Origin of the sequence: Sinorhizobium meliloti (assembly GCF_017876815.1) — a bacterium.
Lineage (GTDB): Bacteria > Pseudomonadota > Alphaproteobacteria > Rhizobiales > Rhizobiaceae > Sinorhizobium > Sinorhizobium meliloti.
In genome coordinates this window covers 1,006,439-1,028,218 of the sequence record NZ_JAGIOS010000002.1, presented here as the reverse complement: position 1 = coordinate 1,028,218, position 21,780 = coordinate 1,006,439, and the positions used below count along the sequence as shown (strand labels likewise).

Annotated in this window: 24 protein-coding genes; 10 read left to right on the top strand and 14 right to left on the bottom strand. The window is 63.4% G+C overall.

The annotated features are described in order from the left end of the window. Positions 1–20: 20 nt before the first annotated feature. The gene (locus JOH52_RS23750; RefSeq protein WP_014527563.1) at positions 21–1,046 is read right to left on the bottom strand and encodes a Gfo/Idh/MocA family protein; all 1,026 of its coding nucleotides are present in this window, start codon (positions 1,044–1,046) and stop codon (positions 21–23) included. Continuing rightward, positions 1,039–2,031: an MDR/zinc-dependent alcohol dehydrogenase-like family protein gene (locus tag JOH52_RS23745; protein WP_010975138.1), complete on the bottom strand. Its 993-nt coding sequence runs from the start codon at positions 2,029–2,031 to the stop codon at positions 1,039–1,041. The genes JOH52_RS23750 and JOH52_RS23745 overlap by 8 nt, the downstream gene beginning before the upstream one ends. On the opposite strand from JOH52_RS23745, the gene JOH52_RS23740 reads away from it, so the two are divergent. The 9 genes from JOH52_RS23740 to JOH52_RS23700 are packed head-to-tail and all read left to right on the top strand — an operon-like array spanning position 2,024 to position 10,926. After that, a complete protein-coding gene (locus tag JOH52_RS23740) occupies positions 2,024–2,368 on the top strand; it encodes a hypothetical protein (RefSeq protein ID WP_127514007.1) in 345 nt (114 codons plus the stop codon). The genes JOH52_RS23745 and JOH52_RS23740 overlap by 8 nt on opposite strands. Continuing rightward, positions 2,365–3,471, top strand: coding sequence for an NAD-dependent epimerase/dehydratase family protein (locus tag JOH52_RS23735; RefSeq protein WP_010975137.1), 1,107 nt, complete (start codon positions 2,365–2,367; stop codon positions 3,469–3,471). Before JOH52_RS23740 ends, JOH52_RS23735 begins: the two co-directional genes overlap by 4 nt. Then, the gene (locus JOH52_RS23730; protein WP_010975136.1) at positions 3,468–4,589 is read left to right on the top strand and encodes an NAD-dependent epimerase/dehydratase family protein; all 1,122 of its coding nucleotides are present in this window, start codon (positions 3,468–3,470) and stop codon (positions 4,587–4,589) included. Before JOH52_RS23735 ends, JOH52_RS23730 begins: the two co-directional genes overlap by 4 nt. After that, entirely contained in the window at positions 4,586–5,737 is a 1,152-nt protein-coding gene (locus tag JOH52_RS23725; protein ID WP_014527564.1) for a glycosyltransferase family 4 protein, read from the top strand. Before JOH52_RS23730 ends, JOH52_RS23725 begins: the two co-directional genes overlap by 4 nt. Before the next feature lie 4 nt (positions 5,738–5,741). Beyond that, on the top strand, positions 5,742–6,872 hold the full coding sequence (locus JOH52_RS23720) for a CgeB family protein (protein ID WP_010975134.1): 1,131 nt from the start codon (positions 5,742–5,744) through the stop codon (positions 6,870–6,872). Continuing rightward, on the top strand, positions 6,869–7,954 hold the full coding sequence (locus JOH52_RS23715) for a CgeB family protein (protein ID WP_014527565.1): 1,086 nt from the start codon (positions 6,869–6,871) through the stop codon (positions 7,952–7,954). The genes JOH52_RS23720 and JOH52_RS23715 overlap by 4 nt, the downstream gene beginning before the upstream one ends. Next, a complete protein-coding gene (locus JOH52_RS23710) occupies positions 7,951–9,069 on the top strand; it encodes a CgeB family protein (protein WP_010975132.1) in 1,119 nt (372 codons plus the stop codon). The genes JOH52_RS23715 and JOH52_RS23710 overlap by 4 nt, the downstream gene beginning before the upstream one ends. A gap of 19 nt (positions 9,070–9,088) precedes the next feature. After that, positions 9,089–10,129, top strand: coding sequence for a UDP-glucuronic acid decarboxylase family protein (locus JOH52_RS23705; protein WP_014527566.1), 1,041 nt, complete (start codon positions 9,089–9,091; stop codon positions 10,127–10,129). Between the two features lie 2 nt (positions 10,130–10,131). Further along, positions 10,132–10,926: a TIGR04290 family methyltransferase gene (locus JOH52_RS23700; protein ID WP_127657740.1), complete on the top strand. Its 795-nt coding sequence runs from the start codon at positions 10,132–10,134 to the stop codon at positions 10,924–10,926. Positions 10,927–11,021: 95 nt separating this feature from the next. Here JOH52_RS23700 and JOH52_RS23695 read toward each other — a convergent pair whose 3' ends face one another. The 12 genes from JOH52_RS23695 to JOH52_RS23640 form a co-directional block, all read right to left on the bottom strand. Next, positions 11,022–11,213: a hypothetical protein gene (locus JOH52_RS23695; protein ID WP_013850101.1), complete on the bottom strand. Its 192-nt coding sequence runs from the start codon at positions 11,211–11,213 to the stop codon at positions 11,022–11,024. Positions 11,214–11,252: 39 nt separating this feature from the next. Continuing rightward, on the bottom strand, positions 11,253–11,597 hold the full coding sequence (locus JOH52_RS23690; protein WP_013850102.1) for a hypothetical protein: 345 nt from the start codon (positions 11,595–11,597) through the stop codon (positions 11,253–11,255). A gap of 119 nt (positions 11,598–11,716) precedes the next feature. Next, complete coding sequence (locus tag JOH52_RS23685; RefSeq protein WP_141333337.1) at positions 11,717–12,808, bottom strand: ABC transporter ATP-binding protein; 1,092 nt, start codon at positions 12,806–12,808, stop codon at positions 11,717–11,719. 1 nt (position 12,809) lies between these two features. Next, entirely contained in the window at positions 12,810–14,006 is a 1,197-nt protein-coding gene (locus tag JOH52_RS23680) for a glycoside hydrolase family 172 protein (RefSeq protein ID WP_013850104.1), read from the bottom strand. Between the two features lie 30 nt (positions 14,007–14,036). Then, the gene (locus tag JOH52_RS23675) at positions 14,037–14,885 is read right to left on the bottom strand and encodes a carbohydrate ABC transporter permease (protein WP_013850105.1); all 849 of its coding nucleotides are present in this window, start codon (positions 14,883–14,885) and stop codon (positions 14,037–14,039) included. Continuing rightward, on the bottom strand, positions 14,875–15,591 hold the full coding sequence (locus JOH52_RS35230) for a carbohydrate ABC transporter permease (RefSeq protein WP_237225234.1): 717 nt from the start codon (positions 15,589–15,591) through the stop codon (positions 14,875–14,877). Before JOH52_RS35230 ends, JOH52_RS23675 begins: the two co-directional genes overlap by 11 nt. Before the next feature lie 284 nt (positions 15,592–15,875). Next, positions 15,876–17,231, bottom strand: coding sequence for an ABC transporter substrate-binding protein (locus tag JOH52_RS23665; protein ID WP_014527567.1), 1,356 nt, complete (start codon positions 17,229–17,231; stop codon positions 15,876–15,878). Between the two features lie 60 nt (positions 17,232–17,291). Further along, entirely contained in the window at positions 17,292–18,296 is a 1,005-nt protein-coding gene (locus tag JOH52_RS23660; protein WP_010975123.1) for a LacI family DNA-binding transcriptional regulator, read from the bottom strand. A 231-nt stretch (positions 18,297–18,527) separates the two neighbouring features. Next, positions 18,528–19,502 carry a DUF3618 domain-containing protein gene (locus JOH52_RS23655; RefSeq protein ID WP_010975122.1) on the bottom strand — a complete coding sequence of 325 codons (975 nt, stop codon included), beginning with the start codon at positions 19,500–19,502 and terminating at the stop codon, positions 18,528–18,530. Further along, positions 19,499–19,918 (bottom strand): phage holin family protein, encoded by a 420-nt coding sequence (locus JOH52_RS23650; RefSeq protein WP_003528659.1) that lies wholly within the window; start codon positions 19,916–19,918, stop codon positions 19,499–19,501. Before JOH52_RS23650 ends, JOH52_RS23655 begins: the two co-directional genes overlap by 4 nt. Beyond that, positions 19,911–20,489: a hypothetical protein gene (locus JOH52_RS23645; RefSeq protein WP_013850108.1), complete on the bottom strand. Its 579-nt coding sequence runs from the start codon at positions 20,487–20,489 to the stop codon at positions 19,911–19,913. Before JOH52_RS23645 ends, JOH52_RS23650 begins: the two co-directional genes overlap by 8 nt. A 156-nt stretch (positions 20,490–20,645) precedes the next feature. Further along, positions 20,646–20,819, bottom strand: a complete 174-nt coding sequence (locus tag JOH52_RS23640) for a hypothetical protein (RefSeq protein ID WP_010975120.1) — start codon at positions 20,817–20,819, stop codon at positions 20,646–20,648. 165 nt (positions 20,820–20,984) lie between these two features. Here JOH52_RS23640 and JOH52_RS23635 point away from each other — a divergent pair, with 165 nt between their 5' ends. Further along, positions 20,985–21,671 (top strand): BON domain-containing protein, encoded by a 687-nt coding sequence (locus tag JOH52_RS23635; RefSeq protein WP_010975119.1) that lies wholly within the window; start codon positions 20,985–20,987, stop codon positions 21,669–21,671. The last annotated feature ends 109 nt before the right edge of the window (positions 21,672–21,780 follow it).

Genomic DNA, 21,780 nt, shown 5'->3' with positions numbered 1-21,780 from the left:
GCAGCGGACCGCACGCCACCCTACCGCCCATAAATCCTGTCCAGCACATCCGCCACCGTGACCAGATACTCGTTGTCGGGATCGAAGCGCTCGCCTGCGGCCAGCCTCTCGGCCCAGCCGGCCGCCGCGCGTCCACCCCAGGCGTCGGGGGGAACCGCAAGCACCTCGCCTTGCGTGCCGCGATAGCGTTCGGCCGTGAAGTCCAGATACGATCCGTTGACGTTTCTAAGGCTGGCGCCGCCTTCGGTGCCGTAGAAGTCGGCGCTGATCACCGCATCGCATCCGGCCTGCAGATGCCATGAGCATGCGATCCGGGCGAGAACGCCGTTGGCCAGTTCGACTGTAGCGACCGCGTAATCCTCGACCTCGTCGCCGTCGCGGCGGATGGGCAGACCTTTGGCGAAGAGCCTGCTTTCCACCCGAGCGACGTCCGGGAACCCGAGGACCCATAGGAGGAGGTCGACCAGGTGCACGCCGAGATCTATGACGCAGCCGCCGCCGGAAAGCGCCTTGTCGTAGAACCACGGCTTGCTCGGCCCGTAGGCGTTGTGAAAGGTGAGGTCCACCGCGAACACGGTGCCGAGTTCGCCCGACGCGATCAGGTCGCGGATCTGCCGCATGCCGTCGGTGTAGCGATAGGAGAGATCGACGCTCAAAAGCCTGTCGACATGCCGGGCGGTTTCGACCACCGCCGCGGTCTCGTCGCGCGTGCGGCCGAGCGGTTTTTGGCAAAAAACCGCCACGCCCTGCTCCAGAGCCACGATCGATTGGGCGGCGTGGAGCGCGCTCGGCGAGGCGATCACGATGCCGTCGAGCTCGTGGTCGAGCAGTGCCTCGAGTGAGTTCACGACGGAAGCCTCGGGGGTCAACTCGCGGGCCGCCGCCGCCATTTCCGGCGAAGGATCGAAGATCGCGACGGTTTCGACGGATCCGGTTTCGACCACCGCCTTCATCCGGTGGAAGCCGATTCTTCCAACGCCGAGAAAGCCGACGCGGGGGCGGATGATGGCCTTCGGGCTCGTTGAAAGCTGTATTGCGTCACTCATGGCAGATCACCAGCGCTTTGATGAAACCTTCCGGCCGGTCGCGCGTAATGTCGAGCGCGGCGCCGAGTTCTTCGAGCGGGAACCGATGGGTGTAGAGCCGCGAGGGAGAGAACCGACCCGCTGCGGTCGCTTCGATCGCCTCGTTCATGCCGCGCATGTAGACGGCAGGATCGCGTTCATGCGCGTTGATCACGTCGAGGCCGCGCCAGTTCCAGAGCTGCATGTTCACCTGCCGCGGGCCATCCTGGTGATATCCTGCGACGACGAGCCTGCCGCGCTCCTTCGTCAGTTCGCCGGCAAGATCGAGCGGCCATTGCTTGCCGACCGCCTCGATGACGCAATCGCAGAAGCGCCCGCCGGTCAGTTGCTTCACCTCTTCGATGATCCGCCAGTGATCGTCCATGGGAATCACTTGGCTCGCGCCGGCCTGCTTGGCCGCGGCGAGCGAAGACGGCCTGCGCGATATCGCTATCACCCGCGCGCCGGCAGCGCTTGCGAGCTCGGTCAGAAGAATCCCGAGAAAACCGATGCCGACGATCGCCACGGTCTCTCCCGGACTGATCGCGCTGCGCCGGAAGATGTTGAAGGCACAGCCGAGCGGTTCGCCGGGAAAGGGCTGACCTGCAAGAGACGCCGGCAAGGGCGCGATCGCGCTCTGATCGGCGATATCGTGCGTGGCATAGGCATGGTAGGAAAGCGCCGCCACGCGATCGCCCGGCGCGAAACCGTGCACGTCCTCGCCGACCGCGTCGATAATTCCCCAGCCCTCGTGTCCGAGCGCGCCGGGTTCCGTCGGAAACTGCATCCATTCCGGACCCGCCCAGGGAACTAGATTGGAGGCGCATACGCCGCAGCCTTCGAGCCTTATCCGCACCTGGCCGCGACCCGGTTGCGGCAACGGCAACGTCTCTATGCGCACGGTACCCGGCCCGGTGACGATAGCGGCGGACATCGTGTCCGTCCGCTGAGATATGCTGATGTTCATGTCAGCTCCTTCCCTCGGTGGAGACCTGTCCGGCAGCCCGAAAAGGGTGTCGCGAGGTCCGCCGGACCCGCCCCTGCCCCGGCCAAAGAAAGCTCTGAGCAATGTTCAAGAGCCTTCCGCCCTTAACTTGATGTTGCAGCTTTTGTTCCTGATGCCCGCAGTTCGCGTGGAACACTCCCGCGAAAGAGAGGTTTGTACCTTGGCACGGGCGACGCCCCGCGGGGGATCAAAGAAGAACATCAAAGAAGAAGAAGTCAAAGAAGAAGGAACATTTGCGACGCAGGTTTGTTGGAGGTTTGTCTCTATCTCTGATTGGTCATCATCAGGTGCATTATGACAAAAGTACTTGTTACCGGCGGCTGCGGCTTCATAGGGCGGCATGTTGTCGAAGAGCTTCTTTCAAGGAACTACGACCTGCGCGTCCTCGATGCGTTGAACGATCAGGTCCATGCGGATGCGCAGGTCACGCTGCCACCGGAAGTAGACATGCGGCGCGCCGACATATGCGACGCAGACGCGGTGAAAAGCGCGCTGAAGGACGTCGATCACGTCATTCATCTCGCCGCGGAAGTCGGCGTCGGCCAGTCGATGTATGAGATTTCCCGCTATGTCGGCGTGAACGACCTGGGCACCGCCGTCCTTCTCGAGGCGATGATCGGCATGCCGATCCGGCGGATCGTCGTCGCCTCTTCCATGAGCGTTTACGGCGAGGGCTTGTACGAGACTACGGCAGGCGAGCGCCGTGCGCATATCCGGCGATCCCCCGCCGAGATCAAAGCCGGCGCCTGGAACCCGTCCGGTCCTGACGGCGAACGCCTGAGGCCGATCGCCACCGACGAGAATAAGCCCGTCGATCTCGCTTCGATCTACGCGCTCACCAAATATGCGCAGGAGCGTCAGGTCCTTATATTCGGGGAAGCCTATGGCACGGACGCGGTGGCGCTGCGGCTATTCAACGTCTACGGCGCCGGCCAGGCACTTTCCAACCCCTATACCGGCGTGCTTGCCAACTTCGCTTCCCGGCTTGCCAACGGGCAATCGCCGATGGTCTTCGAGGACGGCCGCCAGAAACGCGACTTCGTGCATGTCCGCGACGTGGCGCGTGCCTTCCGGCTGGCGCTCGAACAGCCGCACGCCGCCGGCCACGTCATCAATATAGGCAGCGGCAACGCCTACGCCATTGCGGACATCGCCTCGCTGCTTGCCGAAGCGATGGGTGTCCCCGATATCGAGCCGGAGATCATCAACAAGGCCCGCTCCGGCGACATCCGCAATTGCTTCGCCGATATCGCCAAGGCACGCGACCTTCTCGGCTTCGAACCGGCCCACCGGCTCGAGGATTCGCTTGCGGATTTCGCCCAATGGGTCCGGAGCGCCGGCGCGATCGACCGCGGTGCCGAGATGAAACGCCATCTGGAAGCACGGGGGCTGGTCCTATGAGCGGCCGGACCGTCGGCACGGACCGGCATCTGGCGGCGCCCGCTCTTTCCGGCAAGGCGGCGCCGATCCTGGTTGTAGGCGGCAGCGGCTTTCTCGGCTGCAATCTCGCCGACAGCTTTCTGCGCGACGGCGAGCACGTGATCGTTCTCGACAATCTCAGCCGTCCCGGCGTCGAGCGAAACCTCGAATGGCTGGTGGACGGCCACGGCCGCGCCGTCGAGGCCTTGATCGCCGATATCCGCGACCTCGGCGCGATCGAAGCTGCCTTCAGAGACGCCAAGGCCGTGTTTCATTTTGCGGCCCAGACGGCGGTAACCACCAGCCTCGAGCGGCCGACGGACGATTTCGAGACGAATGCCCGCGGCACGCTCAACGTGCTCGAAGCCGCACGCCTGGCCGGGCGCCGCGCGCCAGTCATCTTCGCCAGCACAAACAAGGTCTATGGCGCGCTCGGGCACATCGAGATGCAGGACATGCGGGGCCGCTACATGCCGGCCGACGAAGCGACGCGCGAGCATGGCGTCAGCGAGACCCAACCGCTCGATTTCTGTACACCCTACGGCTGCTCGAAGGGCGTCGCCGACCAGTATGTGCTAGATTATGCCCGCTCCTTTGGCTTGCCGACCGCCGTGCTCAGGATGAGCTGCGTCTATGGGCCGAGGCAGTTCGGCACCGAGGACCAGGGCTGGGTCGCCCATTTCCTCATTCGCGCGCTCGCCGGCGAGCCGATTTCGATCTATGGCGACGGCAAGCAGGTCCGCGACATTCTTCATGTCACCGATGCGGTCGCGGCCTACAGGGCGCTCCTGAACTCGATCGACCGCCTGAAGGGGCGCGCTTTCAATCTTGGAGGCGGACCCGGCAATGCCGTCAGCATTGTCGACGTGCTGAACGAGATCGAGCTTTTGACCGGCCGCAAGCTCGCGACGGCAAAAAGCGATTGGCGCGCCGGCGACCAATTGTACTTCGTCGCCGATACGCGCGCGATCGCCGATGCGCTCGGCTGGAAGGCCGGGATGCCCTGGCGCGAGGGCTTGCGCGACCTCTACGCCTGGCTTCACGACGATCGGGGCGCGGTCAGCGGGATCCGGCGCCAACCGCGGAGGGTCACCGCGTGAGCCTTCCCCCCTTTTCCGCCGCTGGATTTGACGACCGTCACAACGTCTCCGGCCCACTGCCGCGGCGGGTATTGATGACGGTCGATGCCGTGGGCGGCGTCTGGCGCTATGCTATGGATCTCGCTGCCGCCATGCGGGGTTCCGGCGTGGAGACGCTGATCGTCGGCCTCGGCCCTCAACCTTCCGCGGAGCAACGGCGCGAGGCGAAGAGCATCGGCCGGCTCGAATGGCTCTCGACACCGCTCGACTGGATGGTCGAAGACGAGAGCGAGCTCGACCGCGTGCCGCAGCTCCTGTCCGAACTTGCGCTCAGGCATTCCGTCGATCTCCTCCATCTCAACCTGCCGTCCCAAGCCGCGCGAATAACGGCGGAGGTCCCCGTCGTCACCGTCTCGCATTCCTGCGTCGCCACCTGGTTCGCTGCGGTGCGCGGGTCCGGTCTGCCGGAAGCCTGGCGCTGGCAGAAGCGATTGAACCGGCTGGGATTCGACCGCGCCGACCTGGTGCTCGCGCCGAGCCGAAGCCATGCCGCGGCCCTGACGCGTACTTACGGTGAAATCCACGATCTCGCAGTCGTCTATAATGCGAGCCGGAATGCATGCTTCGTCAGCGCCAGGGAAAACTTCGTTTTTGCGGCCGGTCGCTGGTGGGACGAAGGCAAGAATGGCGCCGTGCTCGACAGGGCGGCCGCCGACATAGACTGGCCGGTCGTGATGGCCGGTGCCTGCGAAGGGCCGAACGGGCAGCACCTGGCGATCATGCATGCCGATCACGAAGGCGAGCTCAGCCACGACCGGACGATGACGCTGATGTCGAGGGCCGCTATCGTCGTCTCTCCATCGGTCTACGAACCCTTCGGCCTGGTGGCGCTGGAGGCGGCGCGCGCAGGCGCTGCACTGGTTCTCGCCGACATCGAAACTTATCGCGAGCTCTGGCAGGGTGCCGCCCTTTTCGCCGACCCCGGCGATCCCGCCGCCTTTGCCGAAGCCGTCAACCGGCTGACGGAGGATGCAAAGCTCAGGGCCGACCTTGGCCGGCGGGCGCGGCTGCGCTCGGCCGATTTCACCGTCGAGGCCCAGCGCGACGCGGTGCTCGCCGCCTACCGGCGCGTGATGAGCGGGTCCGATCGATTGACGGCAGCGGAGTGAGCGGATGCGATTTCTCTTCTACACCCACTCATTGGTGTCCGACTGGAACCACGGCAATGCGCATTTTCTGCGCGGCATCATGCGCGAACTCATCCGGCGCGGCCACGAGGCCGTAGCGCTCGAGCCCGGCGATTCCTGGAGCCGGCGCAATCTCATCGTAGATCAGGGTAACGGAGCGATCGCGGCCTTCCGCAAGGCCTTCCCGGATTTGCGGGTCGGGATCTACGGAACCGATTTCGAGCATGAAGCGGCGGCCTGCGAGGCCGACATGGTCATCGTGCATGAGTGGACCGATCCCGCCCTCGTCGCCGAGCTCGGCCGCATTCGCCTGAAAGGCGGCCGCTTCACGCTCGCTTTCCACGATACCCATCACCGCGCCGTCAGCGCCGAGCGGGACATCGCCCGGCTCGACCTTTCCGGTTACGACTTCGTTCTGGCCTTCGGTGAGGCGCTGCGGGAGCGCTATCTGCAGGCGGGCTGGGGAAGGCATGTCCATACCTGGCACGAGGCTGCGGATACCTCGCTGTTCCACCCGATGCCGGAAGTGGAGAAGCGGGGCGAGCTCATCTGGATCGGCAATTGGGGCGACGACGAGCGCAGCAGCGAGATCATGTCCTTTCTGGTCGAACCGGCGAAAAAGCTGAAGCTCAGGACGACCGTCCGCGGCGTGCGATATCCCAAGGCCGCGCTCAGGGCCTTGCGCTCCGCAAAAATCGACTATGGCGGCTGGCTCGCCAATGCCGCCGTTCCGCGGGCTTTCGCCGAGCATCGGGTCACCGTGCACATTCCGCGCCGGCCCTATGTCGAGGCTCTGCCGGGAATACCGACAATCCGCGTCTTCGAGGCGCTTGCCTGCGGCATTCCGCTGATTTCGGCGCCATGGACCGATGCTGAAGGGCTTTTCCGGCCGGGCAAGGATTTTTGCCTTGCCAAGGACGGCAAGGAGATGACGCGCCTTCTGCGCCAGCTGCTCGCCGAACCGGACTTCGCCGCGGAGATGACCGCCTGCGGATTGGAGACGGTCCGGGCGCGCCACACATGCAGCCATCGCGTCGACGAGCTGCTCGCCATCGTGGCCTCCTACAGGCCGCGCTCCGGCGCGCGACAGATCATTTCGGAGGAGGTCGAGGTATGAGACTGGCATTTTACGGATCGAGTCTCGTTTCGGCCTACTGGAACGGCGCGGCCACCTATTATCGCGGCCTGCTCCGTGCGCTTGCCGAACGGGGTTATCAGATCACCTTCTACGAGCCTGATGTCTACGATCGGCAGAAGCACCGCGATATCGACCCGCCCTCCTGGTGCAGGGTCGTCGTCTATGACGGGACCGTCGAGGCGTTGAAGCGAGTGGCGCAGGAAGCAGCCAAGGCGGAGATCGTCGTCAAGGCGAGCGGCGTCGGCTTCGAGGACGAGCTGCTGCTTGCCGAGGTGATGGCCGCGGCAGACTCGGCGGCGCTGAAAATCTTCTGGGATGTCGATGCACCAGCCACTCTGGCCGAGCTCAAGGCCGCACCCGACCACCCGCTTCGCCGCGCGCTTTCCTCCCTGGATCTTGTGCTGACCTATGGCGGCGGCGATCCCGTGGTCGACGCCTATCGCGTGCTCGGTGCCCGCGAATGCGTTCCGATCTACAATGCCGTCGATCCCGAGACGCACCATCCGGTGCCGCCGGATCCGCGCTTTGTCGCCGATCTCGCCTTCCTCGGCAACCGCCTGCCAGATCGGGAGGAGCGCGTGGAGGCCTTCTTCCTCGAGCCGGCGCAAAAGCTCTGGCAGCGGCGTTTCCTGCTCGGCGGATCCGGGTGGCACGACAAGTCTCTGTCCCCGAATGTCGCCTATATCGGACACGTCCCGACCGCCGACCACAATGCCTTCAACACGACGCCGAATGCCGTCCTGAATATTTCACGCGCCAGCATGGCCGAAAACGGCTTCTCGCCGGCAACCCGCGTCTTCGAGGCCGCGGGCGCCGGCGCCTGCCTGATCACCGACTACTGGGAGGGCATCGAGCTCTTCCTGAAGCCCGGAGAAGAAGTGCTGGTCGCCAGAGACGGCCGGGACGTCGCCGAACTGATGCAGAAGCTGACGGCTGCCGGCGCCAGGGAGATCGGCGAGCGGGCGCTCCGCCGCGTTCTCGCCGAGCATACCTATGCGCATCGTGCCGAGGAGGTGGATCGCGTCTTGCGGCGGGCGCACCGCATGGAGGCTGCCGAATGAAGCGACCGCTCGACATCGTCATTCTCGGTCTCTCGCTGTCCTCCTCGTGGGGCAACGGTCATGCGACGACCTATCGTGCTTTGCTTCGCGCGCTCGACGCTGCCGGGCACAAGGTGACGTTCCTGGAACGGGACGTGCCCTGGTATGCGAGCAACCGCGATCTGGCCGCGCCGGATTTCTGCGACCTCGTGTTCTACACGGACCCGTACGAACTCGTCTCCAAGCATGCGCACAGGCTTTTCGGCGCGGATGCCGTCGTCATCGGCTCCTATGTGCCTGATGGGGTGGAGGTCATCGACGTGGTCGCGGATCTCGGACCGAAACGCCTGTGCTTCTACGACATCGACACGCCCGTGACGCTCGCCAAGCTCGAGCGCGGCGACGAGGAGTTTCTCGCGCGAAGACAGGTTGCGGCGTTCGACATTTATTTTTCCTTCTCCGGCGGCAGAACGCTTGACCGGCTGCGGGACGAGTTCGCGGCGCGGCGGCCGGTACCCCTCTATTGCGCCGTCGACCTCGACGCCTATCGCGATACCGGTGCGGCCACGGAGTGGGACCTCGGCTATCTCGGCACCTTCAGCCCCGACAGGCAGCCCGCGCTCGAACGCCTGTTGATCGAGCCGGCGCGGCGCTTGCCGGACATGCGCTTCGTCGTGGCCGGGCCGAGCTATCCTGATGACATCGACTGGCCCGCAAACGTCCAGCGCATCGAACATCTGCCGCCCGGCAAACATGCTGAATTCTACAGCCGCCAGCGATTCACCCTGAACGTCACGCGAGCCGACATGGTGGCAGCCGGCTGGTCCCCAAGCGTTCGCCTCTTCGAGGCGGCCGCGTGCCGCACGCCGCTCGTCAGCGACTGGTGGGAGGGGATCGAAAGTTTCTTCCCGGCCGGCGAGGCCGTGATCATCGCGCAGAACAGCGCCGATGTCGTCACGGCATTGACGAGGCTCGGCGAAGAACAACGCAAAGCACTTGCCGATTGCGCCTATCGACGCGTCGCCGCCGCGCACAGTTCCGCGGCGCGCGCACGGACCTTTGTCGAGGCAATCGAAAGCGTCGCCGCCAGGACCGGTCTCGCCACCAGGCGTTCCGAGCGGCGGCTTCCGGTTTAACCCGAAAGGAGAACGGCCGATGGCTAAAAGAAACAAAGCAAGCCGAGGAAAGATCATCCTGGTTGCCGGCGGGGCCGGCTTTGTCGGATCGCACCTTTGTACAGCACTTCTAGGCGCCGGCAACCGGGTGATCTGCCTCGACAGCTATCTCACCGGCTCCCCTGCCAATCTCATCGGCCTGCAGGCGAACCCCTATTTCGCCATGGTGGAACAGGACGTCTGCGATGAAATCGACATCGATGAACCGGTCGACCAGATCTACAATCTGGCCTGCCCGGCCTCGCCGCCGTCCTACCAGGCCGATCCCATCCACACGATGATGACCAGCGTGACCGGGACGGGAAATCTCCTGCGGCTCGCCGAAAGGCACGGGGCCACGTTTCTGCAGGCCTCCACAAGCGAGATCTACGGCGATCCCGAGGAGCATCCGCAGCAGGAGAACTACTGGGGCCACGTCAATTGCACCGGGCCGCGGGCCTGCTACGACGAGGGCAAACGCGCGGCCGAAGCCCTGTGCTTCGACAGTCTGAGGGCGGGAAGCGTCGACACGCGGGTCGCTCGCATCTTCAACACCTACGGTCCGCATATGCGCCCCAATGACGGACGGATCGTTTCGAACTTCATCGTCCAGGCGCTGAAGAACGAGCCGCTCACTGTTTACGGCAGTGGCGAGCAGACGCGCTCCTTCTGCTACGTCTCCGATCTCGTGGACGGACTGATCCGGCTGATGAACCGTAAGGAGAACCCTGCGGTACCGGTGAACCTCGGCAATCCCGGAGAATTCACCGTCATTGAACTGGCGGAGCTGGTCCTCTCCAGGATCGAGACGGCCTCGACGATCGTCCATGAGCCGCTGCCGGCGGACGATCCGCAGCGTCGCCGTCCCGATATCGCGCGCGCCAGGAAGCTTCTCGGTTGGGAGCCGAAAGTTCCTCTGGAGGACGGGCTGACGCATACGATCACCTGGTTCCAGAGCGCACTTGGCGGAAGCCGCGCTGAACGCCGGTCCGGCCGCACCCGGCGCCAGCCGCAACTTTCCATCGTCAGTCAGGATCTGTGATCATGGTTCAACAGACGAAAGACCGAACGGTCATCGCGCAAGAGATTGCGGCGCTCGGTCCCTGGTTCCACAACATGCGGATCGGGGGCATCGAGACGGCGCCCGGTCACTTTCTCGGCGACTATCCCGCGGTGAAGTGGAAGGCCTTCAGGCATGTCGTGCCGGAGGACCTCGAAGGAAGGAGCGTCCTCGACATCGGCTGCAATGCGGGGTTCTACGCACAGGAGATGAAACGCCGCAATGCCGGACGCGTACTCGGCATCGACTCGGACCCGCACTATCTGCGGCAGGCGAAGTTTGCCGCGGAGCAGGCGGGGGTCGACATCGAATACAGGCTGATGTCGGTCTATGACGCGGCACGCCTTCGCGAGAGATTCGACCTAGTCATCTTCATGGGCGTTCTCTATCACCTACGCCATCCGCTGCTGGCACTCGACCTTCTCTACGAGCACGTCGTCGGCGACCAGATGCTCTTCCAGTGCATGCAGCGCGGGTCGGATTCCGTTGCAAGCCTCAAGGGTGATTACGATTTCCGGGAGTGGGAGATCTTCGACCGGCCCGACCATCCGAAGCTGTTCTTCGTCGAACACCGCTTCGCGGATGACCCCACCAACTGGTTCATTCCCAACCGCGCCGGCGTCGAGGCGATGTTGCGAAGCGCAGGCTTCGTCATCGAAGCCAATCCCGAGCGGGAAGTCTATCTCCTGCGGCGCGGCGAGCGCCCGTATCTGGACGAGCCCACCCTGAGGATCCTCGGAGGTTCGGCAGATGTCGGGAACAAGGCGCGACTGGATTGAATGACGGCTGCGACTGGGAAGCCGAGCCTCTGGCCTTCAGGCCAGAGGGGCAATTCACCGTCGCGTAGGAGCTGACGACCCGTCCCTGCCGGACCTCATCCGAAGCGGCGAAGCTGCGCAGCTTCCTTCTCGAGCAGGTCGGCCACCTCCTGAAGCGTCATATGCGTCACGCAGAGATGAATCGCACATTCGAGAAAGCGCATCGACGAGCGCCGCAAATACATGGCTTCCTCGCGAGCGGCCAGTTCCGATAGAGGATCTTTCGATGGGCGTCGACGGTCAGGCATTTGGAGACTCCTTCGATTGGCTTGTTTGAAGAACCGCTTTCACGGCGAGAGAAGCCCGCCGGCGTAGATCAAGCCGCCTATCACGATGGCCATGGCTACAATGGCCAGGCTCAGCCCCAGCCGTTGCCTGTTCGGTCCGGCGGTCTCCGCCGCTGCAAGCGGCCGCATCGCGTCGTTGTACTCGGTAGAGGTATCGGCCGGCCTCCCCTCCGCCTGCCCGGCCCTGGCGGTTCGGACCGCTTCACTGCCGGGAGGCGTACCGCCTGCTTCGTCGTCAGTCTCGAGCGGCGCCGCCGCGGGATCGAAGCCGCGCCTCTTGTCACCCGTCCTTCCATGCTGGATGTCGCCGCGCACCTGCGCAGAATTGCTTGCCGGCTTGGACATGGTCGCTCCTTTCCGCTTCGCGACTCAACCGGCTTTCACGGTATTTGTTCCCTGCTCCTCCGCAGCGTCAGGGCCCGGCCTGACCGGCGCCCACTGGCGGTGAGGTCGCGCGGCTGGTTCTACGCACTTGCGGACGGAAAACCGTTTCGCACTTCTCCGGGAAGCGCTCCAAGCCGCAGGGTGGTCTGACCGTCGAAGAAGTGAACATCAGCGGAGGCAAAGGCGAGGCCGATCTCGTCACCGGGTGCGAGGCTGGTGCGTTCGCGAAGCAACATGGCCAGTTGCGCTCCGCCAAGCTCCACCAAAAGGTGTGTTTCGTCGCCCGTCGGTTCCGCGATCAGCACCTTGGCGAAGGGGCCGGTAGTGCCGATCTGCAGCTTGTTCGGCCTTATTCCCGCGACGGCCGACCCCTTGGGGGCCAGATGGGGAGCAGGAATGGTGATGCCGCCGGGCGCTCGGAACGTACCGTCAACGACCTCGCCTTGGATGAAGTTCATCGAGGGACTGCCGATGAAGCTCGCGACGAAGAGATTGCGAGGATAGTCGAAAATCTCCAGCGGCGTCCCGATCTGCTCGACGTTGCCGTCGCGCATCACGACAATGCGGTCGGCCATCGTCATGGCTTCGATCTGGTCATGCGTCACGTAGATGCTGGTGGTGCGAAGGCGCTGGTGCAGACCTTTGATCTCGGCACGCATCTGCACTCGGAGCTTTGCGTCGAGATTTGACAGGGGTTCGTCGAACAGGAAGACTTCAGGACGGCGGACGATGGCCCGCCCCATGGCGACGCGCTGGCGCTGACCGCCGGAGAGCTGCCCCGGATACCGGTCGAGCAGGCCGTCGAGGCCGAGCATGGTAGCCGCTTCGCCCACCTTCCTCTTCTGCTCGTCCTTAGGGAGGCGGGCCAAGCGAAGCGCGAAGGCCATGTTCTCGGCAACGGTCATGTGCGGGTAGAGCGCATAGTTCTGGAAGACCATCGAAATATTGCGGTCTTTCGGAGCGACCTCATTGACGATATCTCCTCCGATCACGACCGCTCCGTCGGAGATTTCCTCAAGGCCCGCGATCATCCGCAGAAGGGTGGACTTGCCGCAGCCCGACGGGCCGACCATCGCGACGAATTCGCCGTCGGCGATCTCTGCCGAGACACCATGGACGACTTCCAGCGCACCAAAGCGCTTGACCACATTCCTTATTTCAACGCTGGCCATCTCAGCCTCTCGCCTTTTTCATTGCCGCTTCCATGTTGTGGAACGGGCGGCGATAAGTCGGTACCCGGTCCGCAACATCGGGGAACTTGCCGAAGGGCTTATGCGGCTCTGCCTGGTACCAGAAGGCTACGGAGGAGATATCGTCGCCGCGGCGGTTGGCATGGCCCCGTTCGATCGTCACCCGAATGGCCTTGTGGAAGATGGCGGGATCTTCGATGTGCCAGCGGTAGAGCGTTACCGGTTCGGTCCAGTTGGGGCCGCCGGCCGCGATGATGCCGTGGTAGGGCGCGCTATAATCCTGGGTCGGACACCAGGCGGTGTTGAAATAGTCTTCCGTGCCCGTGCCGTGCAGGGTCGGTGGCCAGGCGTCGTTGGCACCTGGTTCAGACTCGGGCCGCGGTTCGATCAACGCCGCCTTCGGACCGATGCGCGGATCGGGCTTGCGCACGGTATCCGGTACCGACAGTCCCTGCTCGCCATCGATGAAGATCATGTCGTCGCCTTCGCCATACCAATCCCAGACCTCGGAACGGCGCCGCGAGTATACGCTGTAGAGTACGCCGACGTAATGGCCGCGCCCTTCGGCCTCAAGGATCGTGTAATTCTCTCGACCATCGACGTTCTCGCCGCCGAAAAGGAACTGTTCGTTGGTCAGCCCGGCTTCGCTCATACCCGCCGGCCGTGCCTGACGGTAATGTGCGTGGAAACGGCCCATGTCCTCCTCGAGGACATCGTGAAGCTCGAGGTCGATATAGTAGTAGAAGAGGACGTCGTGTTCGGCCTCGTTGGTGACGGTGAACTTCATTTGCGAGCCGAAGGGCATGGGGAAGTAGCAGTTGAAGGCCTTGCCATCCTCCGGGCTGGCCTGCATCGGCAGGCTTGTATAATTGGCGGTGCGGGCATGGCCCATGCCGAAGAAGTCGCCGACAGGCGCTTCGATGCTCGGCTCCGTCTCACCGTCCCAGTAGGCCCTGAGCACGATTTTGCGCAGGAAGTCCTCGCTCTCGCATGCGAGCGTCGCCCAGATATGGGTGACGATGCCGGCACCTTCGTATTCACCGATCACCACCGTCTTGCCGGGTTCGATGTGCAGCCTGTCGTCGTTGCCGCCGGTGCGGTCATGGCTGGAGAAGCGGCGCGTTTTCGCTTTGCGCAGCTTCGCGAGACCGCGAAGGGGCGAGAGGCCGGCATTGGTCATTCGAATTGCTCCTGTGTAATCGCTCGCAGCTCACTTGAGCCCGCTGGTCTTGAGGGAATCCATGATCTGCCTCTGGAAGATCACGAAGAGGATGAGGGTCGGAATGGCGACGATCGTGGAAGCGGCCATCATGTAGTTCCAGGACGCCGAATACTGGCTCTTGAAATTCGCAATCCCGAGTTGGACGACCCAGAGATCGGGGTCCGAGGTGATGGTGAGCGGCCACAGGAAGGAGTTCCAGTTGGCCAGGAAAAACAGGATCGCCAGTGCCGACATGATTGGGCGGCTGAGCGGGAGGATGACGCTCCAGTAGATCCGCCAGTAACCCGCGCCGTCGATGCGGGCGGCTTCCTCGATCTCCTTGGGCAGCGACAGGTAATACTGCCTGAGAAGGAAGATGCCGAAGGCATTGAAGATCGCCGGGATGATCAATCCTGCGTAGGAGTTGAGCATGCCCATGGCTTTGACGATGACGAAGAGCGGCACGATGATCACCGGCAGCGAGACCAGGAACGTCGAGAAGATTGAGAGAAACATCACCTCTCGGCCGGGAAATCTCAGCCGCGCCAGCGCATAACCGGCCATGGTGTGGAAGAACAGCGCCACGACCGTGACCGTGGCGGACACGAGGAAGCTGTTGACCATGTATCGGATGAACGGAACGCCGGTCAGTACATAGATGAAGTTGTCGAGCGTCGGTGCCTGCGGGATAAGGTTCGAAGAGAACGACTCGGCGGCCGGCTTGAAGGCGATCGATACCATCCAGAGGAGCGGAAAGAGCGTCATGAAGGCGAGGATCGCCGTCACCACCATCCAGAGGCCACGGACCAGCGTGACCTGCGATCGGGAGAAAAATGGCTGGGGACGCTTACTGCTCATGATGGAACCGTCCTCCCCGCGTCAGAGCAAAGAAAACAGCCGTCACGATCATGAGCGCCACGACCAGGATGGAGGCCATGGCTGCCGCATAGCCGAAGGCGCCGAAACCGAAAGCCTGCTGATAGATATAGACGATCAGCACCGACGTGGCGTTCGCAGGCCCGCCCTTGGTCATGACGTAGATGATGTCGAAGGCCTGCGCGCCTGCGACGGCCGCGACCATGGACACCATGATCACGAAAAAGCTCGTGGGCTTGAGAAGCGGCAGCGTGATGAACCAGAAGCGGGCGATGGCACCCGCCCCGTCGATCATCGCCGCCTCGTAATATTGACGGGGAATGTCCTGCAGACCGCCCAGGAAGATCAGCATGTAGAATCCCATCAGGAACCAGACGCTGACTAGGACGATGGTGATCAGCGCGAAGTTGGGATCGCCGAGGAGGGAGATGCCGCCGATGTCGAGAGCGGCGGTCAGCCTGCTGACAACGCCGATCTTGTCGACGACCATGAATTGCCAGACGAGCGCGACGACGACGAGGCTGACCATGTGCGGCGCAAAGAACATCGAGCGCATGATCGCGTTGAAGCGATCGGTACGCTGCACGAGAAGGGCAAGACCCAGCCCGCATACGTAGAGCAGCGGGACCAGCATGGCGGCGTAGAGCGCGGGACCCTCGCTCCCTTCCAGAACAGCGGGTCGTTCCACATGCGCAGGTAATTCCTGGCGCCGACGAAGGAGTAACCGCCGAAACCGTTGACCTCGAAGACGCTGAGCACCAGGGATAGCGCCATCGGGACGCCGAGAAAAATGAACAGCCCCAGCGCATCCGGCAGCACGAAGAGATAGCCCGCGATCCATTCGCGATGTTTGGCGGAAAGGCGGGTTCGGCCGGCGTGCCTGCGCCGCGCGGCCGATTGGGCAATCGTTGTCATGGCATCATGTCCAGCTTACTGAGGCGGCCGCATCCGGTGCGGCCGCCGGTGTGGCCGTCAAAGGATCGGCGCGCCTTGATAGCTCGCGAGAAACGCGTCGAGCTGCTGAGAGGCGGCCGTCGCCGTCGCTTGCGGATCGGCGCCGCCTAGCTGCGTCTGCTGGATCGCATCGGAGATGATCTTGTACACCTCCGGCGGAACGCGCGGCTCGGCCCGCGTCCCGGGATGAATCTCCTCGGCGAATTTGCCGATCATACCCGTCGAGAAGGCCCCGCCGCCACTCTTCAGCGCGCTGTTGCGCGGCGGCATGTCTGATTTGCCCTTGGTGCACCAGTTGGCGACCCGGTTGACAGAGCCCTGATCCATGGAGGCGAGGGCCCAGGCGCAGAACTCGCCCGCCGCGTCGGAGTTGTGGCCATTTGCATTGGCGACGAATGCCCATCCGCCGCCGACGGTCACATATTTGCCGTTCGGCGGCGTGGGCAGCCGGAAGACGCCATACTGGAAATCCTTGGCGTTGCTCTGAAGCTGTGAAATGCCCCAGATGCCGACATTCTGCATTGCGACATAGCCGGATGCGAGGTTGGCAATGGTATCGTGCCCGCCCGCACCCATGATCTGGCGGGGCGCCACCCCACTGTTGATCGCATCCTGCCAGAATTTGAGCGCTTGCACCGTTGCCGGCGAATCGAAGCTGCTCTTGCCGTCGGCCGTCTGGAATTCGCCGCCGCCCTGCCAAAGGAACGGATACCACGTGAAGTTCTGGTAATATCCCGGCTGGGTCTCGAACATCACTCCGAAGCGCTCGGGAGTCGTGAGCTTCTTTGCGACCTCAAGCAGCGCCTCCCATGTCTTGGGAACATCGTTCTCGTTGAGGCCGGCCTCCTCGAAAGCCTTGACCGAATAGTACATCGCCATCGGCTCGACTTCCATCGGGATGCCGAAGATCTTGCCGTCCACCATGCGGTTTGCGATGACGCTTTCGGGAAAGTCCGCCTTGGCCTTATCATCGATGAAGGGGGTCAGATCCTTGAGGACGCCGCCATTATAGTAGCGCAGGAAGTCGCCCGGCGAGATGATGAATATGTCAGGTCCCTCGCCGGAGGCGAAGGCAGTCGCCAGTTTCGGACCACTGATATATTCGGAGTTCGGAATGAACTCGAGTTCGATCTTCTGCGGGTGGCTGTCGTTCCAGTCGGCGACCGTCTTCTCGAACCATGCGACCTGGCTCGCCACCGGCCCGCCGGGTGCGTAGAACTGCCAGAATTTCAGCGGTGCTTCCTGGGCGCGTACGGCGAAGCGGTTGATGTAGGGAAATCCGCCGAGGCCGACGATACCGCCGGCGACCGCCGCACCGCCCTTCAGCAGGCCGCGTCGGGTCAGTGTCGGAAAAACCTTCTCTCTGTCACTCATTAATTCCTCCCGTTTTGCTGGTAAACACCCCCCGGCTCCTCTCCGGAGGGCGGCTTCGCCCTACGCCGTATCGAAGGCGTGAAGGATGCAGGGGATCACCTCCGAGCGGGGCGACCCTGAATACTCGCCCGACAACCGTTCGAGCAGCATGGCGGTTGCTCGGTGCGCGAGCAGCGAAGGGGTGTTGCCGACACGCGCGATCCGCGGCCGCACATATTCGAGCTGGGGCTGGTCGCCGAAAACGGCAATCGAAACGTCGTCGGGAATACGGACGCCGCGGTCATGGAATTCGGCAATCGCCCCCGCCGCCATGAGAAAATTGCCGAAAAAGACGACTGAAGGTAGGTGATCGCCACTGGTCGCCAGCAGCCATTCCACGGCTTCCCGGCCGGACGGACTAAGATAGGTGCCTTCGCGCCGCAGTTCGGCGAGTGGCTCCACGCCGTGATCGCGCAGGCCCTGTTCGAAACCCGCCGCTCTTGCCATGGCCTCGGCAAAGAAAGACGGGCCCGTGACATGGGCTATGCGCTTGTGGCCTCTCTTCGCAAGGTAGGCGCCCATCTGATAACCGCCGCCGAAATCGTCGATCTTGACGCTGTCGACGGCTGCATTCGGCAGGTCGCCGATGAAGACGGTGGGGACGTCTATGCCGATCAATGCGTCGTGCATGTCATGCAGGGCAAAATCGCCGACGATCAATCCGTCGATCCGGCGGTTTCGTATGTGCCTCAGATATTGCCGGCTATGTTCCTGCGAGTGACCGCCGGGAACGTCGGTATTGAAGATCAGTAGATCCAGCCCCATCGCCTGGAGATCCGACTGGGCCGCTTTTACGAGTTCCGGATAGAAGGGGTTGCGGATATCCGGGATCAGCATCGCCACGAGGTTGGTCCGCCCCGTGCGCAGGCTTTGTGCCTGGGGGTTCGGTACGTAACCGAGCTCCGCTATCGCCACTTCCACCCTTCTACGCATTTCCGCCGAAACGCGGTCTGCATGATTCAACACGTGCGAGACCGTGGTCAGAGATACGCCCGCTCGTTTGGCGACTTTGGCAATCGTTGTCATGCCTATTGAATAATCGAGGATAAATCGTTTTGCAAATCGTTTTTCAAAACGATTTGCAAAACGATTTGCGGCATTGACGGGCGTAAGCGCCGGCTGCCACAAGAGCGCAGATTCGCGGGTGGGGGAGCTCTGATCAGGAAAGATGCAGCAACGGAGCGTTTCAGTGTTTGACTGAAACGCTCCGCCATTTCAAACTACTCATTTCCGTATGGAAATGGCCGCGAGGGAGGGCTACTCCCGGACCGACTGCTGCAGGCGATCCTTGGCTGCGTCATGCGCTTCCAGCGCCGCATCGCCGGCCTTGTCGAGGATTTCCTGCCCAGCCTCCATGGCTTGCGCCACTCCGGCATTCGCCCTGGCCGCCAGATTGGACCGCACATCTTCGGCCATTTCGCCTATCGCCTCGTCCTCGGCCTCGCTATGGGGCAGCGCCGCCCCTATCGCTGCACCGACGGCAAAGGCGAGCGCTCCGCCGACAAGCGGCTGGTCGCGGAAGTGCCTCAAGATGGCCGCGTTGAGATGCGCGCCCTGCTCTTCGAGCGACCGGCCGGCATTCTGCATGCTGCCGGCGAGAGATCTGCCGGCTCCCGTTACCGAGTCGGACATCCGTCCCGCCGCGGCGCTCACCTGCCTCCACGTCCGGGACGCCCAGCCGGACGCCTCGTCGAACAGGGCGCCGGTCTCGTCCCTGATATCTTCGATCTGCTTGCCTGCCGCGTCGGTAAAGCCGCGATAGACCTTTCCGGCGGGGTCGACGAAGTGGCCGGCCCGCCGGCCGGCTTCGTCCGTAAGGGCGCGGAAGCGGCTGCCGCTTTCATCCGTGAAGTGACTGTAGCGCTCGCCGAAGCTCGCCTCCACCGGACCCACTCGCCGGACGGAGCCCCTTACGGGTGCAAGCGGATAGTCATCCGCGCCGTCATTCCCCTCCCCCTGTCGCGGCGCGCGCGAGGCCGGGTTGGCGATCAGCCAGGCGAGGCTCACCCCCATCAGGGCAACCGGGATCGGGTTTGACTTGAGCGCCACGCCGAGATTGCTCAGATATTCGGACCCGCCGCTCGTTTTTGCATATTCGAGCAGTTCGTCCATCAGTTCTCCCGGCGACATGCGCTCCTGAATTTCGTGGAGCTTTTCCTCAATTCGCTGGCGGTCGGCCTCGATCTCGCGCTGCAGTTCGGCGGCGGAGTGCGTGTGTGCGGAATCGTTCATTGCAGTCTCTCCTTCACCACGTTCGCATCGCGCTGCAGGGAGGCGGCCGTCCGATCGAATTGGATGCTGCTGCCCTTGAGCGCCGAGAGGCCGCGCGAAATCATCGCCCAGGCAAGCAAGGCGACGACCACGCCGACGATGGCCGCTGACAACGCATCGGCATTCGCTTCGGTCATGCCCTGAGCCACGAGGAAGGCGCCAAGACCCTGGACGACGGCACTGAGCAGCACGCCTACGGCGCCTATGGCAAAGATCAGCCCGACGAGCAGCGTCTCGAGGCTGCCGACCGCTCGATTCAGATTCTCGGAGGCCTCGGCTTTCGCGAGGTCGATTTCCTTCCGGAAAAGACCGGATATATCCGCCACCAGACCGGTCATCAGTTCCGTCAGGGGGCGCTCATCCCGATGATTAGCCATTATAGGGTTCCTTCTCGCTTGATTGACGGGTCCGTCCCGAAGCATCCCGTCCGTCCCGGCGTGGAGGCGAAGCGGTGAGGAACCGACTTGCGGCCAGTCCTGCGATTGCCGCCATGCCGAGGAAGGCGAGTGGCTGCTTTCTGCCGAAATCTTCGACCATTCCGGCGATCTCACCAAGATTGCGGCCCTCGGCCTTGCGCGCGAAGCCCTGGAGCGACGTGCCGATCTGCTTTGCATAGCGGCCGATGGCCCGTTGATCCGATTGTTCTAGCTCGTTTCCGACCTTCTCGAGTGCCGCAGCAACACCGCTCAACTGCCGTGCAGCGACGTTCTTCTCATCCTCCACGGCGCGGCCGACCGCCGCCTTTGCCTGCTCCGTGTGTTCACTGGCGAACTCTTTGAACTCGTTCACGTCTTCACGCACGGCGTTCTCAAGGCTGCGGTCACCCGCCTCGCCCTGTCCGCCCGTGTCACCAGCTTGCACGCCGCTTACGCGCTCGATGCCTTGCGCGGCCGTCAAAGGCCTGCCCAAGGGATCGCCGGACCCTCGGCCGCTTGTGTCATTGGTCATTGTCGGCTCCTCCCATGCATAACGGGGATCGTTATCGTCTACGCAATCAAACGAGCCATTTAGAACCTTGTTCCCTGCAAAGCGCCGCAGGCCCTTTCCTCGCGTGCTTCGCTCGTTCAGGAAGCCTCCCGTGGCAGTCGTCTCGCCGCCCGGCGATCAGCGGGGCCGGTTCTCCGGCGACTGCTCGTAAAGTTCCTCGACCTTCTGCTTCTGCGCCTGCTTTTCGGCACGCGAGAGCGGCCTCTGCTTCAAGATGGCATAGGCGACCGCAGCGCCGAGTATGAAGGCGCCACCGCCGGTGACAAAAAGCCAGAAATAGTTTGTCAACATCGTCGTATCTCCTCAAATGCAGCCAACCGTGTCGGCCGCCGAAGGTTCCGGACGGTCCTGCTTCCGCGACATGCCCCGGCCTGCGCCGGAGCTCTCATTGCGCCGGAACCGAGTGACCGCTCGCGGGTTTGACCGACGTCGACGAACCAAGCCAAGGAGGAGATCATGGCCAGGAACAGGAGCTGGAGCCGCGACGTCTACGAGAGCTATCCCGAGTCGGACCGGCGCCGGCGCGGCAGATCCTACGAGGACGAGAGGCGCCGCGCCCTGACTGCCGGTCCGCGGCTTACGGATTACGGGAGCCCGGAGTATTTTGCCGGCGCCGAGCCGGGCCGTTCCGGCACATATCGCGGGCACGATGACAGCTGGGAACGGGAACGCGCATACGGCCCAGGTTACTTCGGCGGTGGAGGCTATTACCGCGACGATGACTATGGCGAGGGGTATCCCGATCGCGGCAGGGGCTACGGGGAGCGCGGCTTTCTCGAACGCGCCAGCGACGAAGTCGCGTCCTGGTTGGGCGACGAGGACGCCGAGCGCAGACGCGAGCTGGATCAGCATCGCGGCAAAGGTCCCAAGGGCTACACCCGTTCGGACGCCCGCATCCAGGAAGACGTGAGCGATCGCCTCAGCGACGAAGGAATGCTCGACGCCTCCGATATCGCGGTCTCGGTCACCAATGGCGAAGTCCAGCTGAGCGGTTTGGTCGATTCCAAATGGGCCAAACGCCGCGCCGAGGACTGCGCCGAAGCCGTCTCCGGCGTGAAGCATGTCCAGAACAACCTTCGCATCCGCCCATCGGGAGGATCACCCGGCTGGAATGCCGGCAACACCGACCGCAACATCGCCTGAGAGGCAGGCATCCGGGGAAAATGGCTCTTGCAGGAAAAGTGTGTACCGCCTGCACGGCCCAGGAACGTGTCGGATGACTGCAATCTCTCCTCCTCATCTCTGTGCTTGT

Coding starts and splice junctions, on each gene's coding strand:
- JOH52_RS23635 (WP_010975119.1), top strand. CDS start 20,985: ATGGCCAGGAACAGGAGCTGGAGCCGCGACGTCTACGAGAGCTATCCC.
- JOH52_RS23665 (WP_014527567.1), bottom strand. CDS start 17,231: ATGAGTGACAGAGAGAAGGTTTTTCCGACACTGACCCGACGCGGCCTG.
- JOH52_RS23680 (WP_013850104.1), bottom strand. CDS start 14,006: ATGACCAATGCCGGCCTCTCGCCCCTTCGCGGTCTCGCGAAGCTGCGC.
- JOH52_RS23655 (WP_010975122.1), bottom strand. CDS start 19,502: ATGAACGATTCCGCACACACGCACTCCGCCGCCGAACTGCAGCGCGAG.
- JOH52_RS23745 (WP_010975138.1), bottom strand. CDS start 2,031: ATGAACATCAGCATATCTCAGCGGACGGACACGATGTCCGCCGCTATC.
- JOH52_RS23695 (WP_013850101.1), bottom strand. CDS start 11,213: ATGCCTGACCGTCGACGCCCATCGAAAGATCCTCTATCGGAACTGGCC.
- JOH52_RS23715 (WP_014527565.1), top strand. CDS start 6,869: ATGAGACTGGCATTTTACGGATCGAGTCTCGTTTCGGCCTACTGGAAC.
- JOH52_RS23685 (WP_141333337.1), bottom strand. CDS start 12,808: ATGGCCAGCGTTGAAATAAGGAATGTGGTCAAGCGCTTTGGTGCGCTG.
- JOH52_RS23700 (WP_127657740.1), top strand. CDS start 10,132: ATGGTTCAACAGACGAAAGACCGAACGGTCATCGCGCAAGAGATTGCG.
- JOH52_RS23650 (WP_003528659.1), bottom strand. CDS start 19,918: ATGGCTAATCATCGGGATGAGCGCCCCCTGACGGAACTGATGACCGGT.
- JOH52_RS23750 (WP_014527563.1), bottom strand. CDS start 1,046: ATGAGTGACGCAATACAGCTTTCAACGAGCCCGAAGGCCATCATCCGC.
- JOH52_RS23720 (WP_010975134.1), top strand. CDS start 5,742: ATGCGATTTCTCTTCTACACCCACTCATTGGTGTCCGACTGGAACCAC.
- JOH52_RS23705 (WP_014527566.1), top strand. CDS start 9,089: ATGGCTAAAAGAAACAAAGCAAGCCGAGGAAAGATCATCCTGGTTGCC.
- JOH52_RS23640 (WP_010975120.1), bottom strand. CDS start 20,819: ATGTTGACAAACTATTTCTGGCTTTTTGTCACCGGCGGTGGCGCCTTC.
- JOH52_RS23730 (WP_010975136.1), top strand. CDS start 3,468: ATGAGCGGCCGGACCGTCGGCACGGACCGGCATCTGGCGGCGCCCGCT.
- JOH52_RS23710 (WP_010975132.1), top strand. CDS start 7,951: ATGAAGCGACCGCTCGACATCGTCATTCTCGGTCTCTCGCTGTCCTCC.
- JOH52_RS23735 (WP_010975137.1), top strand. CDS start 2,365: ATGACAAAAGTACTTGTTACCGGCGGCTGCGGCTTCATAGGGCGGCAT.
- JOH52_RS23675 (WP_013850105.1), bottom strand. CDS start 14,885: ATGAGCAGTAAGCGTCCCCAGCCATTTTTCTCCCGATCGCAGGTCACG.
- JOH52_RS23740 (WP_127514007.1), top strand. CDS start 2,024: ATGTTCATGTCAGCTCCTTCCCTCGGTGGAGACCTGTCCGGCAGCCCG.
- JOH52_RS23690 (WP_013850102.1), bottom strand. CDS start 11,597: ATGTCCAAGCCGGCAAGCAATTCTGCGCAGGTGCGCGGCGACATCCAG.
- JOH52_RS23660 (WP_010975123.1), bottom strand. CDS start 18,296: ATGACAACGATTGCCAAAGTCGCCAAACGAGCGGGCGTATCTCTGACC.
- JOH52_RS23645 (WP_013850108.1), bottom strand. CDS start 20,489: ATGACCAATGACACAAGCGGCCGAGGGTCCGGCGATCCCTTGGGCAGG.